The organism is Amycolatopsis sp. PSD-21, from assembly GCF_055561455.1.
The window spans coordinates 8,553,285-8,570,453 of the sequence record NZ_CM145712.1 but is presented as its reverse complement, the minus strand read 5'-3'; the positions used below and the strand labels follow the sequence as shown (position 1 = coordinate 8,570,453).

The 17,169-nt window shown below is 65.5% G+C and carries 15 protein-coding genes; 10 read left to right on the top strand and 5 right to left on the bottom strand.

Annotated features, from left to right (window positions below; translation table 11 throughout):
* The first annotated feature begins 72 nt into the window (after positions 1–72).
* The 4 genes from ACZ1DY_RS40285 (at position 73) to ACZ1DY_RS40270 (ending at position 3,594) form a co-directional block, all read left to right on the top strand.
* Positions 73–330 (top strand): rubredoxin, encoded by a 258-nt coding sequence (locus ACZ1DY_RS40285; protein ID WP_465482771.1) that lies wholly within the window; start codon positions 73–75, stop codon positions 328–330.
* Positions 327–2,114 (top strand): electron transfer flavoprotein, encoded by a 1,788-nt coding sequence (locus tag ACZ1DY_RS40280; RefSeq protein ID WP_465482770.1) that lies wholly within the window; start codon positions 327–329, stop codon positions 2,112–2,114. The genes ACZ1DY_RS40285 and ACZ1DY_RS40280 overlap by 4 nt, the downstream gene beginning before the upstream one ends.
* A gap of 63 nt (positions 2,115–2,177) precedes the next feature.
* Entirely contained in the window at positions 2,178–2,741 is a 564-nt protein-coding gene (locus tag ACZ1DY_RS40275; RefSeq protein WP_465482769.1) for a flavin reductase family protein, read from the top strand.
* Between the two features lie 43 nt (positions 2,742–2,784).
* Positions 2,785–3,594 carry a 2-keto-4-pentenoate hydratase gene (locus tag ACZ1DY_RS40270; RefSeq protein ID WP_465482768.1) on the top strand — a complete coding sequence of 270 codons (810 nt, stop codon included), beginning with the start codon at positions 2,785–2,787 and terminating at the stop codon, positions 3,592–3,594.
* A gap of 496 nt (positions 3,595–4,090) precedes the next feature.
* On the opposite strand, the gene ACZ1DY_RS40265 is transcribed toward ACZ1DY_RS40270, so the two are convergent.
* Positions 4,091–5,398, bottom strand: a complete 1,308-nt coding sequence (locus tag ACZ1DY_RS40265; protein WP_465485777.1) for an NAD(P)/FAD-dependent oxidoreductase — start codon at positions 5,396–5,398, stop codon at positions 4,091–4,093.
* 54 nt (positions 5,399–5,452) lie between these two features.
* Here ACZ1DY_RS40265 and ACZ1DY_RS40260 point away from each other — a divergent pair, with 54 nt between their 5' ends.
* A complete protein-coding gene (locus ACZ1DY_RS40260; RefSeq protein ID WP_465482767.1) occupies positions 5,453–6,652 on the top strand; it encodes a PucR family transcriptional regulator in 1,200 nt (399 codons plus the stop codon).
* On the opposite strand, the gene ACZ1DY_RS40255 is transcribed toward ACZ1DY_RS40260, so the two are convergent.
* Positions 6,643–7,203 carry a RidA family protein gene (locus ACZ1DY_RS40255; RefSeq protein WP_465485776.1) on the bottom strand — a complete coding sequence of 187 codons (561 nt, stop codon included), beginning with the start codon at positions 7,201–7,203 and terminating at the stop codon, positions 6,643–6,645. The genes ACZ1DY_RS40260 and ACZ1DY_RS40255 overlap by 10 nt on opposite strands.
* Before the next feature lie 215 nt (positions 7,204–7,418).
* On the opposite strand from ACZ1DY_RS40255, the gene ACZ1DY_RS40250 reads away from it, so the two are divergent.
* The 4 genes from ACZ1DY_RS40250 to ACZ1DY_RS40235 are packed head-to-tail and all read left to right on the top strand — an operon-like array spanning position 7,419 to position 12,945.
* Positions 7,419–8,753: an alpha/beta hydrolase-fold protein gene (locus ACZ1DY_RS40250; RefSeq protein WP_465482766.1), complete on the top strand. Its 1,335-nt coding sequence runs from the start codon at positions 7,419–7,421 to the stop codon at positions 8,751–8,753.
* Complete coding sequence (locus ACZ1DY_RS40245) at positions 8,750–10,324, top strand: amidohydrolase family protein (protein ID WP_465482765.1); 1,575 nt, start codon at positions 8,750–8,752, stop codon at positions 10,322–10,324. The genes ACZ1DY_RS40250 and ACZ1DY_RS40245 overlap by 4 nt, the downstream gene beginning before the upstream one ends.
* A gap of 36 nt (positions 10,325–10,360) precedes the next feature.
* On the top strand, positions 10,361–11,788 hold the full coding sequence (locus ACZ1DY_RS40240; protein WP_465482764.1) for a serine hydrolase domain-containing protein: 1,428 nt from the start codon (positions 10,361–10,363) through the stop codon (positions 11,786–11,788).
* On the top strand, positions 11,785–12,945 hold the full coding sequence (locus ACZ1DY_RS40235) for a dipeptidase (RefSeq protein WP_465482763.1): 1,161 nt from the start codon (positions 11,785–11,787) through the stop codon (positions 12,943–12,945). Before ACZ1DY_RS40240 ends, ACZ1DY_RS40235 begins: the two co-directional genes overlap by 4 nt.
* A gap of 287 nt (positions 12,946–13,232) precedes the next feature.
* Here ACZ1DY_RS40235 and ACZ1DY_RS40230 read toward each other — a convergent pair whose 3' ends face one another.
* Positions 13,233–13,703, bottom strand: coding sequence for an IS5 family transposase (locus ACZ1DY_RS40230; RefSeq protein WP_465482762.1), 471 nt, complete (start codon positions 13,701–13,703; stop codon positions 13,233–13,235).
* A 366-nt stretch (positions 13,704–14,069) separates the two neighbouring features.
* Between ACZ1DY_RS40230 and ACZ1DY_RS40225 the strand changes: the two genes are divergently transcribed.
* Positions 14,070–15,464: a tyrosine-type recombinase/integrase gene (locus ACZ1DY_RS40225; protein WP_465482761.1), complete on the top strand. Its 1,395-nt coding sequence runs from the start codon at positions 14,070–14,072 to the stop codon at positions 15,462–15,464.
* A 9-nt stretch (positions 15,465–15,473) separates the two neighbouring features.
* Here ACZ1DY_RS40225 and ACZ1DY_RS40220 read toward each other — a convergent pair whose 3' ends face one another.
* Together ACZ1DY_RS40220 and ACZ1DY_RS40215 are read right to left on the bottom strand one after the other, a co-directional pair.
* Positions 15,474–16,226: a protein phosphatase 2C domain-containing protein gene (locus ACZ1DY_RS40220; protein ID WP_465482760.1), complete on the bottom strand. Its 753-nt coding sequence runs from the start codon at positions 16,224–16,226 to the stop codon at positions 15,474–15,476.
* Between the two features lie 56 nt (positions 16,227–16,282).
* Positions 16,283–17,113, bottom strand: a complete 831-nt coding sequence (locus ACZ1DY_RS40215) for a hypothetical protein (protein WP_465482759.1) — start codon at positions 17,111–17,113, stop codon at positions 16,283–16,285.
* Positions 17,114–17,169: the final 56 nt, after the last annotated feature.

Genomic DNA, 17,169 nt, shown 5'->3' with positions numbered 1-17,169 from the left:
CCAGCCGGGAGGCGATCTCGGGATCCCCGAATTTCGAGATCGCCTCCTTTCCATCCTTGCAAGGAGGCTTCGATGAAGACGGTAGTGGCTACCGAGGAGAGCCAGGCCGACCCGGCTACGGCAGTGTGGATCTGTGATGTCTGTCAAGACGTGTACGACCCCCGTCTCGGCGACCCAGAGGGCGGTATCGAGCCGGGTACCGCGTTCGGCGACATTCCCGATGATTGGGTATGCCCGGTGTGCGGCGCGCGTAAGAAGGAGTTCCGGATGCTTGCCCCGGGGGAAGAGTACGACATTGACGAGGAAATGTACGCGGGAGTGCAGGGGTGAGCAGGCCGGGCCGTATAGTCGTCTGCCTCAAGCAGATCCCGGCACCTGGCCGAGGTGCCTTCGACCAGCGCACCAAACGCATCCTTCGTGACGATGATCAAGCCGTCACCAACCCGCCCGACCTGCCGGCGCTGGCGCAGGCACTGGCTCTGCGAGGGCAGACCGGCTGGGAAGTGGTGGCCGTGACGATGGGACCTCCGTCGGCCATCGAGATCCTCCGCGACGCGCTGCGCCGTGGTGCCGACCGGGCCGTGCACCTCGTCGACCGCCGGTTCGCCGGTGCGGACACGCTTGCGACCGCCCGTGCGCTTGCCCGGCTCGTCGCGAGGGAGGAACCGGAGCTGGTGCTTACCGGCAGGTGCACGCTTGACGGTGGTACGGCCCAAGTCGGGCCTCAAATCGCCGAGCTCATGGGACTGCCGCAATTGACCCAGGCCACGAACCTGCGGGCCGACGCCGATGTGGTGTCAGCTGAAGTGGAGACCGACGTCGGCCACGAGACCTGGACCGTCGCATTGCCCGCGGTGATCTCGCTCGGCAGGGGGGCCGAACCGCCGTGCGTAACAGAGGCGGACCCCTCGGCTATCGAAACATTGTCCGCGGAAGAACTCGGGGGAGGACCGAGGGAGTTCGGCACGCGGGGGTCTCCGACGTTTGTCTCGGAGATCAGGGAGGGGGGCGGCGAGCGCGCCTCGACGTACACCGACGTCGGCTTCGATGCCGCAGATCTGCTGAAGTACGCCTTTGCGTCGACGGGCACTGCGACCGAGAGCGATGTCTCCGTGCCGTCGCGAGAGATTTGGGCCGTTGCCGAGCCGCTGCCTGGAGGTGGCCTGCACCCCACCAGTCTCGAGGCGATTTCCTGCGCCCGGACGGTCGCGGGTTCTCTGGGGGCCACGATCGTAGCGGTGCTGCCGGACGGGCTGCCGGACGACTTGCCCCGGGTGCTCTACGCGCACGGTGCCGATCGCGTGCTCGTTCTGCGCGGCGTCGAATGCGCGGAGTACCGTACGGAGCTGGTCACCGCGGCGTTGGCCGGGGCTATCGCCGAGTATTCGCCTTTCGCGGTGATCGCCCCGTTCAGCGCCCGTGGCCGGGACTACGCGCCACGCGTCGCCGCACGCCTCGGCCTTGGCCTGACCGGGGACTTCACCGCGCTGGAAGTTCGTGACGCCGATACCGACGAGCCGGATCTGCTGTGGCTCAAGCCGGCGCTGACCTCAGATGTGGTCGCCCCGGTGATCGCGCATTCCACGCCGTCGATGGGCACGCTGCGTCCGGGTTCGTTCGAGGCGGGTGTCGTTCGCGAACAGCGCGAACCGCAGATCGATTTCATCGCCGCTGCCGGGGACGAAGGCGGCGGGTACACGCTGGTCGAGCGCCGGGTCGAGCTGCCGGACGCCCCGAAGCTGGCTATCGCTCGGCTTGTGCTCGGCCTCGGAAGAGGCCTTGGCACCGGCGCACGTCGTGTCGCCGAACGCATCGCCGGGACCCCGGGGATCGCGCTCGCGGCGACGTCGGCCGCGGTCGCGGCGGGAGAGGTCGCTCCTCAGCTCGAGATCGGGGTGATGGCACGAAGCATCGCACCCGCGGTCTATCTGGGACTGGGGCGGCACGACCTCGGCACTTTGCATGCGGTCAGATCCGCCGGTCGAATCGTGGTGGTCGATCCAGGAGCCCGGCTCCAGGAGTTTTCCGGCCTGCTGGACACACTCGTCGCCGCCAATGTCGAGGGGGTGCTGCTGGATCTCCTGCTGGCGACGACGGACGCGGTCAAGTGCTGACAGTTTCAAGATGGGCCAGCCCTTTCTCTTACTGGTCGAGCCATCGCAACCTTGAGGAGAGCTATGGAGATCGCCGTTCCGACGCCGAGCGTTGATCCGCGGCGGTTTCGCGACGCCATGGGCCGGTTCGCTACTGGTATAACGATTATCAGCACGCCGACCCCCGCCGGACCGCACTGTATGACCGCGAACGGTTTCATGTCGGTTTCCCTCGAACCCGCTCTGGTCGTGATTTCCATCGCCAAACGTGCGAAGATGCACGCCCACCTGTTGGCCAGTGGAGTCTACGGCGTAAGCGTCTTGTCCGCCGCCCAGGAGCCGGTGAGCAGACACTTCAGCGGCAGGCCGGATCCGGATCTGACGCCGCGATTCGACGATCGGGGCACTGTCCCTCTTATCGCGGGAGCGCTGGCGCAAGTATCCGCTGAAATCGTCCAATCGCACTCCGCGGGAGATCACACGTTGTTCGTCGGCGAGGTGCGACACCTCTCCGACGGAGCCGGAGAACCTTTGGTTTTCCACGCGGGCCGCTACCGTCATCTGCTCAGCCCGGCGGCGGACCCTGAGTACTCTGAGGCTTGGTCCGGCTTCTGTCTCGATCCGTTCGGTCTTCCTGCATACGCATGAACTTGGAGGTTCCCGTGTTCGCTCGTCCTGTTCGGCGGCTGCCTTGAGTGCGCCCGCCATCCGCGAAGCCGCGGATCTACTGCGGAACGCCACCGAAGCCGGCAAGGCATGCTTTCCGGTTCGTGACCTCTTTACGTTCGGTGATATCGAGGCCGCCTACTCGGTACAGCGACTGAATACCGAACACGCGCTAAAAAAGGGGCGACGCCTGGCAGGTCGTAAAGTCGGCTTGACTTCGCCTGCTGTCCAGCGTCAGCTCGGTGTCGCCCAGCCCGACTTCGGCGCGCTCTTCACGGACATGGCGGTAGCCGACGGCGGTATCGTGCCGGCGCGGCGGTTGTTGCAGCCCAAGATCGAGGCCGAGGTCGCTCTCATGTTGAATGATGACCTGCCGAATCCGAATTGCGGCATGGCGGAACTCGTTCACGCCACCGAGTTCGCGGTCGCCGCACTGGAGATCGTGGACAGCCGTATCGAGGGCTGGGATATCTCGATTGTCGATACCGTCGCGGACAACGCCTCATCCGGCCTTTTCGTGCTTGGTGGCACGAGGGTGACGCTCGACTGCGTCGACTTGCCTTCGGTTCGCATGACATTGTCACAGAACGGCGCGGTGGTGTCGGAAGGTACCGGCGCGGACTGCCTTGGCAGTCCCCTGAACGCCGCACTTTGGCTGGCCTCCACATTAGCCCGTCGAGGCGATCCTTTGCGCGCGGGTGACGTGGTGCTCACGGGTGCGCTCGGGCCGATGGTCACCGCTGCGCCGGGAGACTTTTTCGTCGCGGAACTGTCCGGACTCGGTTCGGTGAGTGTGGGCTTCGCGCTCGATGAGAAGCTTTCCCCCATTCTGTAGTTCCAGGTAACGCGAGAAACCCGCAGGCGAAGGAGACGGCGAGGCGATTTCGGTGGCGGTGCCCCTGGTATCAGGTCTTCGCCACTCGCGACCGCCCGCGAAACCAGGCAGTCAGGCATGAGGCGACCGGCAGTTACCCGAAAATGGGCTATGTCGACACCAAAGGCCTCGGGTGGCCGAGAACTTGCCGTTCAGCCGATGAAAGCCTGTGCGTCACAGCGTCCACGACCTGCCCCGTTTGCCTTGCCCTCGGAAAATGGCTGAAACGCGTTGTCGCCGACCGGGAGACCGCGATTCGGGCAAATCGGTTCGGGGCCGACGAGGGTCCCCGTTCACTCGTGGACGAGAATTGTGACGACGGGCTCGACTGGGTCTGGTCTTCGGGCGGTTGAGGTGTCCGCTCGACGGCGTGCTTCGCATTGGCCAATGCCGATGCACGCTCCCCGTGACAGCGGCGATGGTGCCGTCCTGTCGAGCACCATTCACCCGCTTGGGCTCAGCGAGTCGGGTGGCTTTCGTGGAACCGCAGTGGATCGAAGGGGGTGAGTGCCGGGGCGGGCTTGCCTGTGGTGATCGCCTCGACCAGCAGCTTTGCGCTGATCGGGCCGAGGGTCATACCGAGCATGGCGTGGCCGGTGTTGACGAACAGGCCCGTCAAGCCCCGAACCGCGCCGAGCGCAGGCAGACCGTCGGGCAGCACCGGCCGGGCACCGGACCAGAGTCGCGTGCGTGGCCCCGTGGTCCAGTCGGCATAGGTCGACGCGGCCTGCGCGATCGCCGCGATCCGCCGAGGCTCGACGCGCGGCCGTGGGCTGGTCAGATCGAATCCGCCGGAGACTCGGACACCACCCGGAAGCGGGGTGACCGCGATCTTGGCATCGAGCAGGTAAAGCGGCCGCTGCGGGGTGATCGCGGGAGCGACGTGAAAGCTGTGCCCGGTGCCGGCGCGGATCGGGATCCGCAGGCCGAGACGGGCTGCCAAACGACCGGTGGCCGTCCCGGAGGCCAGCACCACGGCGTCGGCGGGCACGATTCCCGCGCTCGTCCCGACGCCTTGCACGGTGTCCTTGCGGATCACGACTTCCTCGGCCGGGCAGTCGAGATGGATCTCGACACCAAGCTCCGCGACCCGGGCCGCCAACTGTGTGAGCAGCTCGGCGGGGTCGATCGAGCGGTCGGTGCCGACGATGAACCCGGACACGTCGGCGGCGGTCAGCGCCGGTTCGAGCGCACGCAGCTCGGCGTTGTCCAGAACCGTTGCGGGAACCTCACAGCCGTAGGGCGCGAGGGGTTCGAGCGCTTTCAGTGCCCTGCGGGTCGTTCGGCCGCTCTTGCCGACGTAGAGCAAGCCGGTGCGCGCCAGGTGAAAGTTCAGGCCGTCAGCGGCCAGCTCGTCGTAGCAGGCCAGGCTGTCGCGGGCGAGTTCAGCCGTCGCGCGTAGACCGGCTTGATGCTGTGTGGCCGTACAGTGTCTCCAGAACCGATACAGCCACGGAATGGCCGAAAGAGACTGGCCGGCCGGGATGCTGAGCGCACCGGAACGGGAGACCAGTGCCTTGGCCGCCACGAGGTGCATCCCGGGTGCGGGTAAGGGTGCTACGAGCGAAGGCACCAGCCAGCCCGCGTTTCCGGTGGATGCGCCTTCGCCCACTCGAGTTCGCTCCACGACCGTCACCCGGTGTCCTGCCCGGTGCGCGTAATACGCGGTAGACAACCCGGCGATCCCGCTTCCCACCACCACGATATGTGCCACACCTCGATTGTGGTGGGCCGGACTCGTGACGGCGATCGACGGAAGTCGCATATCGTGTAGCTGAACACGACACCTGTCGCCAGAGTTCGACGTTACGATAAGGCGATGCCGATGCTTGACGACTTGCAGCGTCTGGTCGACGACCTGGCCAGGCGGTTGGGCCGGGCGGTGGCCATCGACGACCCTCATCTGCGGTTGATCGTGTACTCGGCGCACGACCACGAGGTCGATCCCGTGCGGAAGGCGGTCATCCTCACGCGGAAGGCGCCACCGAGTGCGGCCGCATGGGTGCAATCGCTCGGCATCGCTCTTGCCGAGGAGCCGATACGTATTCCTGGGAACGACGAGTTCGGCAGCTTGCCCAGGGTGTGCATTCCGATGCGGCTACATGGGGTGCGGTTCGGGTATCTGTGGCTGATCGATGCCGAGCAGGGCGTCGACGAGTCCGACCTGGCCGCCGCTGTCGCCGCCGGGAACGAGGCGAGCGTGATCCTGTTCCGGGACCGGGTGCTCGGCGAACGGGTGCGGGCACGTGAGCGCGAGCTCCTCGCCGAATTGCTCGGAACGGAGCCGGACACGCACGGCTTGGCCGCTGAGGAGCTCCTTGGCCGGGACGCGTTCGTCCGCGGCCAGCCGGTGCGGGTGCTGATCGGGGCGCCTGGCAGTGAACGGCTCGACGAGGAGCGCTTCCTCGCGCTCGAACACGACATCGGGCGAATGGTCTCCGGCCTTCCGCGGCGACACACGCTGGTGATGATGCGGTCGAACCATGCCGTGCTGCTGATCACTGCCAAGGCACTGGCGCGCAACCCGCATACTCCCGGCCTTCTTCTCGGCAGCTGTCGCGCCGCTGACGCCGGCGAGCGGACCGCGGTCGTCGCGTGCGGATCCGAGGAACGCGATCTCCGGGGAGCGTTCACCTCGTACCAGCGAGCCATGGTCGCGCTGCGGGTCGCGACAGTCGTGCCGACGATGCGCCCCATTGTCTCCTGGGACGCGCTGGGCGTCTACGGCATGCTGGCCGGTCTGCCCGTCGACGCGCTGCGCGCGACCGCGCTGCACCCCGGCGTCGACGCCTTGCAACAGCAGGCTCCGGAGCTGGTCGAGACCCTCGAGACCTTCCTCGATCTCGCGGGCGATACCCGACGCACGGCAGAACGACTCGGCCTTCATCGAGCGAGCGTTTACCAGCGGCTCGCCCGTGTCGAGCGGATCACCGAGCTGGACCTCCGCAACGGCGAGCACCGGCTCGCCGCGCACCTGAGCGTCAAACTCACCCGGCTCGCGGGGGACACTCAGTCCTGAGCGGCGACCGCGGCGACCGCGCACAGCTCGATCCGGGCACCCGGTAGGGCCAACGCGCAGCCGAGCGTGACTCGCGGGGCTTGATGATCGCGGAAATAACGCCGATAGACCCGATCGAAGCCGGCGAAGTCGACATCGACGTCGGTGAGGAAGATCTGGATGAGGCACACGGTGCCCAGATTGGCACCCGCGGACGTGAGGACCGCGTCGAGATTGTCGAGGGTTTGTGTTGTCTGCGCCTCGATGCCACCGGTCACCACACAGCCAGTCGAGGGATCGATCGGCACGACACCTCCGGTGAACACCGTGCCGCCGACCGCGGCGGCCGGGCGAAGGGATATCCCGGATAGTCGAGGGCGTTGCCCACACTGATCAGTCGCATTCGCCTGCTCATTTCTCGCTCGGGTTGCCGAAGTGGTCGAAACGCCCCGGGGTGACCACCGGGACGTTACGGATGCCGGTTGACCGTGACAATCAACTACCGTCGTGTGGGCCGGGGCCGCGGGTCGCACGCTGTCGGTTCCGGGGCCGAGCCCGCTCTGCGCGCCCATGACCACCGGCGCGGTCGACGGTTGTCTCATGGATGGCGTCCCGATGTCGACAACTTTCGCGTGCCGGTGGTGCGGCCGCTGGATACGCTGAGGTGGCCGAGGCCACAGGAGTGGCGGTCCTCGGCTCCACGAGTCCTGTTCGGCACGCATTCCGCCGGACTGGTGACGAAACGGTGCGTCGTCACTCCGCATCGACCTCAGACAAGGAGCGCCACATGGTCCGGAGCGAACGGCTGTCCCGCTTCATCAGCCACTCCACGAGCGACCCGGTCAGAGCGCTGGAGGCGTTACGGAAGGACCTTGACGAGGCCCACGGGCCGTTGGTGGAGGACATTCCCGGTAGTGACAGCCTGCTGGTGACGTTCGTCTACGAAGCGCCGTCCGATGCGAGATCCGTGCGGATCTCGTGTGAGCTCTGGCCGTACGAGCTGGAGAAGCCGACCCTCGGGCCGGAGCTGACACGCGTGGCGGACACCGACGTCTGGTTCGCCTCGGTAGAGGCTGATCCTCGCTCAGTGATCCCGTACCAATTTCAGATCGACCCGCCCTCCTTCGGCGAGAGCCTGGAGGAGGCGCATGCCTTGATCGCGGACGAGGAACGGCTGGCCGTATTCATGCGGCGGTTGTTCGACCGCGGGAGAGCCGACCCCTATAACCCGAATTGCTACTACCCGTACAACGCGCTCATGGGGGGAGACCCCGACGGGACGTCCGGCCGGGACAAGTGGGAGTCGATTCTCGCGCTACCCGGAAGCGACACCTCTCCGGACCTCGTCGGGCAGCCACTGCGGGGCCGCCTGGAGCGGCACACGGCGACATGGAGGGCGCTTCCGGGAGAACGGAACGTCTCCGTGTACCTCCCGCCGAGCTATGTGGCAGGCGATGATCACCCGCTCGTCGTCATGCTCGACGGCGAGTTCATGCTCCAATGCGGGCGCTTGGCCGAAGTGATCGACTCGGCCATCGAGCGGGGCGTCATCCCCCCGCTCGTCGCGGTGTTCTGCGACAACGTGACGATCACCTCCCGCATGACCGAATTGGCCTGTAACCCCGCACTTCCGGACGCCCTCGCCGACGAGCTGCTGCCCTGGGTGCGCGCCACGTACGGCGTGACGGCCGCCCCCGCGCAGACTGTGATCGGCGGGCAAAGCTACGGTGGTCTCGCCAGCGCATGGGTACCGTTTCGGCGTCCCGACGCGTTCGGCGCCGCCTTCATCGTGTCGCCTTCGCTCTGGTTCACGCCGTCCGAAGCGGATGAGCCGGAGGAGGGCGCTCCTGGCGGCTGGTTGACGCGGCAGTATGTCCTGGCTGATCACAAGCCGATCCGGATGTTCGTCTCCGTCGGAGCCCAGGAGAGCCGGCCGTTCCCCGCCGGCCCGGCCGCTGGGCAGTCGATGGTCGACCTGGCGCGGCACTTCCGGGACGCGGTGACCGGCAAAGGCTACGAGGTGGTCGGCTTCCGCGAGTTCCCCGGCGGCCACAACCATCTCACGGTGCGGCACCTCTTGATCCCCGGTTTGAGCGCACTTCTGGGAGGGAGCGACCGGTGACTGACCGGCTGCCCGGTGAGGAGGTCCGGGTTCACCTCGAGCGGCGCGGGCTTCCTCCGATCACACCCGCCCCTGAGTATCGACGAGTGCGGGCGACCCAAGGACGACTCGTCCTCACCGGTCTCACGGTGATCGACGGTACTGGTGCTCCGCCGTACGGTCCGATGGACATCGTCATCGAGAACGGCAAGTTCGTCGCGATCGGTCCCCGATCTTCGAAGGAAGCGCCGCCTCCGTCGGCCGACCGGGTGATCGATGCGTCGGGGATGTATGCCATCCCCGGGCTTGTCGACGCACACGGTCACTTGTCGATGGCCTGGCACGGCACGTTCGGCGCACCGCCGCCCGCCGCGTACGTTCAGAAGCTCTGGCTCGCGCACGGGGTCACGACCGTCCGTGACGCGGGCGCGATGCACGGGCTCGGAATGGCGCTCGACGAGAACCGTCGCGCCGAATCCGGGGAGATCGCCGCACCCCGCGTCGTGCCACACGCATACGTCCCGATCGACGGTGGTCACTTCGCCGGCACTCTGTTCGACGAGACGCAGACCCGCCGCTGGGTCAACGCGGTCGCCGACCGCGGGGCCGCGGGGCTGAAAATCTTGGGTGGAAGACCGGACCTGATGCGGGCGAGTATCGACGAGGCCAACCGCCTCGGACTTCGCACCATGTGCCACCACGCCCAGCTCTCCGTCGCGGAGCAGAACGTGCTCCACAGTGCCCGCATGGGCCTGACGAGTATGGAGCACTGGTATGGCCTGCCCGAGGCACTGTTCGATCGCCGGACGGTGCAGGACTACCCGACCGGCTACAACTACCTCGACGAGGCGGCCCGCTTCGGTGAAGCGGGCCGCCTCTGGGAGCAGACGGCCGCCCCGGGATCGGCGAAATGGGATCGCGTCCGTGACGAATTGTTGTCGCTGGATTTCACGATCGACCCGACCTTCGCCATCTACGAGGCCAACCGTGACGTCATGCGAGCCCGTCGCGCCGACTGGCAGGACGAATACGCATGGCCCGCGTTGACGCGCTACTTCGAGCCAAGTCCGGACGCGCATGCTTCGCACTACTTCACTTGGACGACCGCGCACGAGGTCGCTTGGCGACGGAACTATCAACGCTGGATGCAGTTCGTCGAGGACTACAAAAATCACGGTGGCCGCGTCACGACCGGGAGCGACGCAGGCTTCTGCTACCAACTGTACGGCTTCACAATGATCCGGGAACTCGAAATGCTCCAGGAGGCCGGGTTCCACCCGCTGGAGGCCCTTCGCTCGGCCACTCTGCACGGCGCCCAGGTGGTCGGGCTCGCCGACGAGATCGGCAGCATTCAGGTCGGGAAGCGCGCCGACCTCGTACTCGTCGCCGAGAATCCTCTCGCCGACTTCAAGGTCTTGTACGGCACGGGCGCCTTGCGCTACGACGCGCACGCCGGCTCCAGCGGACTGCGTCAGCTCGTCAGGTACACGATCAAGAACGGTGCGCTCTACGAACCGGCCCTGCTGCTCGCCGAGGTGCGTGATCTCGTCGCGGAGCAGAAGGAGAAAGAGCTGGCCAAGGCAAGGGCTTGAGTCGCCGCGCCCGGGGCTCGGCAAGGAAGGAACGGTATGTCGCTTCAACAGTTGAACGACGAGCTGCAGGCGATTCTCGCTGGTCAGAGTAATGTCACAGGGGTCGCCGGGGCAGCGGTTGGGGTAGCGGTGGGCGATGAGCAGATTCAGCTGGCGCACGGCGTGGCGAACCTGAACACCGGTGAGTCGTTCCGCACCGATACCCGATGGCTGATCGGCTCCGTCACCAAGACGCTGACGGCGACGCTGTTGCTGCGCCACGTCGCCGACGGCACCGTCGATCTCGAACAGCCGGTCAAGAAGTACGTGCCGGAGTTCGCCCTGCGTGACTCCGACGCCGCGGACGCGATCACCGTCCGGATGCTGCTCAACCACACCAACGGCATGGACGCCGACACGTTGATGCCGGCCGGCGTCCGTGGCCGCCACGCGCATCGCCAGTACACCGAGTCGCTTGCCGAGCGTGCCTGCCTGTTCGAGCCGGGAAGCTGGCTCCACTACTCGAATCCTGGTTTCGTTCTGGCCGCCCGGATCGTGGAGGAGCAGACCGGATACGCCTTCGAGGATGCGATAGACCGGTATCTGTTCGGTCCGTGCGGGATGACTTCGGCGACCGCGATCCAAACCCAGGCGTTGCTGCACCGGACCGCCATCGGGGCCTTCGCCGGCACCGACCGGCGATTACGCGCGTCACGCTTGTTCAGCCTGCCTGAATCAGCCGCGGGTGCGGGCGCGACCCCTATCGCGACCGTGGCGGACATGCTCGCCTTCGGCCGGATGCATCTGCGCGCAGGGTGCGGCCCCGCGGGCGAAAGGATACTTCCGGCCGTCCTGACGGAGGCAATGCGCAGCCCGACCTTCGACGCGGATCTCCCTCAAGCACCACCCATCGGCATGGGCTGGTGGCTCGTACCGCTCGCCGGGACGACCGCGGCCTGGCACGGCGGCGGCTCTCCCGGCGGTACGTCGAGTCTGTGCCTGCTCCCCGAATACGACGCGGTGATCGTCAGCTTTGTCAGCGGTCCAGCAGCGGCGCTGCACGACGCGCTGGCCATCGCGACCGTCGAGCACCTGACCGGCCGGGCGGTCGAGCCACCTCTGCACTTCACTGACGCCGGCATCCCGGCCGACATCGGTGGCACGTACGCGACCTTCCAGATCAAGAACAGGGTCGCCATCGATGAGGGCCTGCTGCGGGTTACCACCCGCTTCCTCCCGTGCGACCAAGACCACCACACGATCATGCAGGACTACGGCCTGTCCGATGCTGAGCAGACTTATCGGAGCGTGGCGCCCGATCTGTTCGCGATCGTGGATGCCGACGCCTCCGCGCACCGGGGTCTGTGGGGGCCACGGACGCTTCTCGGATACGTCCCAGCCGGGCCTGGCCGTCCAGCAGGGCTGCAGCAAGGTACGCGATTCATGCCGTTAGTGGACAACGCATTGGAGGAAAAGACATCGTGAGTACCGAGCGTTTCGGGACGTTTCCGTTCGGCTTGGACGAGCAGCAGGAAGCCCATGCTGCCCGGCTGCACAACGAGTCGATCATCGTCGACACCCTGTTCCAAGGGCCGGTAGGCTACCGGGTATTCGACGACGAGATGAATTTCGAGCTGCGGTCCCGATTCGAAACCCACCACGATGTCGCGCGCGCGATGTTCGATGCGATCGACCTGCCCGTCCGCCGAGCCATCGACGGACGACTGGCCGGCTTCAGGCAACATTGGGACGCCAGTGGCGTCACCTGCGGAAACCGGCAAGTCGATCTGGCCGACGACCGACTCCGCGATTCGACTTTCGGCATCACCCAGCTGCAGTTCGATCACTTCGACTGGCTCACGAAAGCTCTGACCGCAGCCGACATCCGCCATGCTCACACCACAGGAGGCCACGCAGGCATCGTCAGCGCACAGGTCCTCAGTGGTCCCTGGCGTGACTTGGACGCGCTGGGCCACTATCACGACTTCGGTTTGCGCATGTGCCAGCTCACCTACAACAGCCTCACCGCCGTCGGGGCCGGGTGTACTGAGCGTACTGACGCCGGCCTCTCGTCCTTCGGGGTCGCGAGTGTCAGGGCGATGAACCAGCTCGGCATCATCGTCGACATCGGACACTCGGGGCGGCAAACCACCCTGGACGCCTGCGAAGTCTCCGAGAAACCCGTCGTGGCCTCGCACACCGCGGCCCAAGGTGTGTATGACCACCCCCGAGGGAAGAGCGACGCCGAGCTGTGCGCCATCGCCGCGAGCGGCGGGATCATCGGTGTCGTCACGGTCCCCTTCTTTCTGGCCGACGGCACGGATGTCGACATCAACGTGATGCTCGACCACATCGAGCACGTGGCGGAGGTGGCGGGAATCGACCATGTCGGCGTCGGTACCGACTGGCCTATGCAGATGCCTGACTGGGTACTAGCCGACGTCATGCAGCCCCTTGCCGCCGACATCGGCTTCCGGCCCGAGGACGGCATCGTCGCCACCCAACGGCTCATCGGCTTCGACGACTACCGCGACTTTCCCAACATCACCCGTGGACTCATCGCTCGTGGGTGGACCGATAGCGATATCCGCAAAGTGCTCGGCGAGAACTTCCTTCGTGTCTTCGAAACCGTCTGCGGCTGACGCTGGATCGATATCACGTCGGAGAGGGCGTTGCGGATTCTCCATTGTTTGCCGTCGATTAGTTCGAATTGGAGTGTGCCTCAGCAAGATTCCATCATGGCATTGCCCTGGCAATCGCCGACGGTTCCCCAGGGAAGCGAGCAGTCCAGCCGTGCGGGGTCGTCGTTCGAATTCCCCATCAGGCGAATCGTGGCCGGAACGCGGGACTGTGGCGTCCTCCCTCGGGATGACGGCGGGGCGAGATCGAGGGACATGGCGCCGTGGCCCGCCAGGAGCTGTCCTGTAAGTCATCGAAGCCAGAGGACGATCGCGGCGATGGTGAGTTCGGCCCGGTGGTAGGCGGCACGTTCGACATAGCGGGTGGCCAGGTCGCGGAATTGTTTGAGCTGGTTGAAGCACCGTTCAACCACATTGCGCTGCTTGCAGACCTCTGCGTCGAAGGCCGGTGGTCGCCCGCCGCGGGAGCCTTTGACGACACGGCGGGCGATCTGGTCATCGCGTTCCGGACTGACAAACGTGATCTGCCGGTCCCGCATAGCCCGGCGGGTCGAGGGATGCGAGTACGCCTTATCAGCGATCACCGTCTCCGGCCGGCACCGCGGACGCCCCGGTTCGATACGGGCGACGCTGATGTCGTCCAGCAGCGGAATCAACTGCGGATTGTCCCCGGATTGACCAGGGGTGAGCAGGAACCGCATCGGCAAATCCCGGCCGCCGACGGCGAGACGGATCTTGGTGCTCAGCCCGCCGCGGAACACTGCACGCCGAACCTGGCGCGATGTTCGGAGATGAACGGCTAGACAGGGCTGGGGTGCCACGACGTCTCCGATTGGGCTCCGTTGCCGAAGTGGAGCCTGATACGGCCCGGCATGGTCTGGCACTCGGATGGGTAGGGAAGTGCCCGTTGACCTGTACGAATGGCCAAAATCCGGCACCGTGCGGCACTCGCTGACATGGCGGGGAGGCGTCTTGTAAACAGAAGGTCAGGGGTTCGAGCCCCCTTGGCGGCTCAAGATCAAATATGGCTCCGAGCAGTACGTTTCTTCGGAAAAGGCTCGGGCGGACCACTCTGAAGTGGATCTTGGTCCACATATCGGTCCACCGACCCTGCTAGCTTGAATTTCGTGGCGACCACGGGCTCGATCGAAGGCGGGCGGCAGCGCGGCAGCGTTCGCCGCCACCGTGATGCGTTCCAGGTGCGAGTGTCCGCCGGGAAGGACCCCGTGACTGGGGAGCGGATCGTTCTCACGGAATCGGTGTCGATCGAGAGGCCGGGGAACGAGAGGTCCGAGCGTGCCGCCTTGAAGGAAGCCGAGAAAGTCAGGACGCGGCTTCAGCATGAAGCCGACTCCTTGAAGGTCGCCCGAACGAGGTCGACTTTCGGCGCACTCCTCGACCAGTGGCTTCCACAGGCGGAGATTGATCCCACGACCCGCATGAACTACGAGTGGATGATCAGGGATCACATTCGTCCTGTGCTCGGCGACCTTCCGTTGGTTCTGCTCATGCGTGACGCTCCAGAGCGCTTGGAGAAGTTCTACGCGGACTTGCGTCGCTGTCGCCAGCGTTGCGACGGAAAGCCGTTCGTCGAGCACCTAGTCGACGGAAAGCACGAGTGTCGAGTTGTGGTGAGACATCGTCGGCGACCTGGACGACCCACTGTTGAGGAGTTGACGAACCACGACTGCGAGTCGGCAGGTTGTGAAGTGGTCGAGTGCCAACCACATGTATGCAAGCCCTACTCGGCGTCCTCGGTTCGTTCGATCCATGGCGTCATCAGCGGAGCGCTGAGTGCGGCTGTGCGTTGGAAGCGGATTCCATATAACCCGGCGCCGAGTGTTCGCCTGCCCGCCAAGCGGAAGACGCAACCTCGCCCACCGTCGAGCCAAGAGATGGCGCGGATAATTGAAGCTGCACACGAGGTCAGCCCCGAGTGGGGAACCTATGTCTGGCTGTCCGCGGTGACAGGTGCTCGCCGCGGCGAGGTCGCAGCGCTCCAGTGGAAGGACGTCGACCTCGATGCCGCGGTCGTGACTCTGGATGAGAACTACGTCCGTGGGCCGGGCGGAATGATCCTTAAGGACACCAAGACTCACCAGGGAAGACGAGTGTCTCTTGACCCTGAGACCGTGCGGTTGCTCGAACAGCTTAGGGCTGCCACGATTCGGCAGCTGTCGAGTCTGGGGCTCGCACTGAGCGGTGAAACTTGGGTCTTCTCCGCGCAACCTGACTTCAGCAAGCCTCGGGACCCTAGTTCGCTCACCCGCCGGTATGGCCGGCTCGTTCGGAAGCTCGGCGTGAAGACGCAGCTCAAGGAGCTACGTCACTATTCGGCGACACAGCTGCTTACCGCCGGCGTAGACCTTCGGACGGTTGCCGGTCGACTCGGACATGGGGACGGCAGTACCACGCTTCGGCACTACGCGGCGTGGGTCGGAGCTGCCGACAAAGCCGCGGCAGAAACGATCGGTAGCACGATGCCGAAGCTTCGACAGCCCCGGACCGCATCCGAAGACTAGGCTAGGGGCTTACAGAACGACTGCCGCTAACGCCTTGTCGTCGCTGACCTTCGCTCGCGGGAGTGCATGGCCGTTTGGGTCGTTTCGTTTCTCCCAATCCGCGCAGATGTCCAGTACGTTCGCCAGCTCAGCTTCACTTCCGTGTGCCAAGCGTGCCCAGTTCGCGAGTCCTAAGTGGAGCATTGGACTGTAAGCGCCGTCGGTCGCGAGTACCGCCCACGAGATTTCCTTTCGCGGAACGGTCTTCACAACCGCGTGAAAGGCGGCATCCGGGTCTGCCTCGGCTATCCAGTAGCCGCCCGCTCGGTTGCGCCGCTTCCGCTGCTCGCGTTGCAATGCCGCGAGCAATTCGCGGTGCCGGGAGTCGTAGCCGTGGCCCGCTGCCACTCGTTCGCGGTAGGCCTTGTGCTCGGGAATCCCGAGCTTGGACAGTCGAGCGTCGGTCAGCATGTTGACCTCATCGCTGTCCGCGCCGTAGTAGATCGCACTGTCGCCTAAGCAGAGTAGATCGATATGGCTTTCACGGGCGCGGAGCAGGCTGATCGTGCTGGACGGCGAGTTGCCTGGGTGAAGTCCGAGCCTGCTTGCGGTGTCTCGGATCGCGTCGGCGACGACCGTTCGCAGGTCGACGTCGTGCTCCTCCTCAAGGTAGGCCTGGATCGAGGCTGCGAGGTAGTCAACGTAGAGCGCCGTCGACACGTCAACGGGTTCAAAGGCGCTGGCTCCGTCGAGAACAAGCACCATGCGCTCGTTTGCCAGCACCCGGTCCTGACTTTCCGAAGGGGGAGGCGTTTGAGCTGTAGCCGTCCGCATACGCGTCACCACCTGTATGGGCCTGCGACCAGTTCGCTCGACGTAACCGTTGTGTCGCTTGAAAAGCTGCACTTGACGATCATGCTGAACGAGACGTCACCTTGCTTCGTGAACAGATCTCTCACGTTTGTTTGTAGGTAGTGCAGCACGCCGCTGGAGCCGACCGCGGTGATGCCCGCCACGTGGATCACGACGCGATCTTCTTCGCGGTGTCGCGCGAAGTAGCCGAACTCTTCGTCGCGAGGAGGCTCTTCGAGTCGAGGTGAGAAGTAGCGCTCGCCCGAGTCGCGATCGTCGATTCGCCAGCGTTCGTCCTCACGTGTGAAGCCGAGGTGGTTGTCGCGAGCTAGGAGCCGTGATCCGACGGGAGCTGAGCGCGGGCCGCAGATGACGATCGTGTCGCCTGCCGGCGGCGTCTCCAGATCCGGTTCGATATTGAAGGTCTCCGCAGCCAGCGAGAGGCTTGCAAGGATGCCTTCAGCCTGAGCTTGAGCGGTCATGTCCGCAGCGTCGACGTACGTCCGCATCCGGTGGTCGGTGCCGTGCCGGAGCGGAACTCCGACACTCACCGGTCCCACGCCAAAGAACGCGCGCTCCGGAGCAGGCGCACTGCCTCGGATTTGGGTGATCCGACCCTTCGTGATTCCGAGTGCTTTCGCGATCTCGGTGTAGCTCAGGTTCAGGTCGCGGTGCGCTTCTTCGATCGCGGCTTTCCGCAAGCGAGACAACTCGGTGGCCCGTTGCTGGTAGTGCGTCTGTAACGCCGCCGCGCGGCGCGCGCGGCGAATCGGATCGTTGTCCCCGCGCACAGCGTCGAAGTCATCCACATCCGCCATGGCCGTCAGTTTAGAGGGGGTTGACACCTCTCGCGGAAGGGGCCTACTCTACCGTT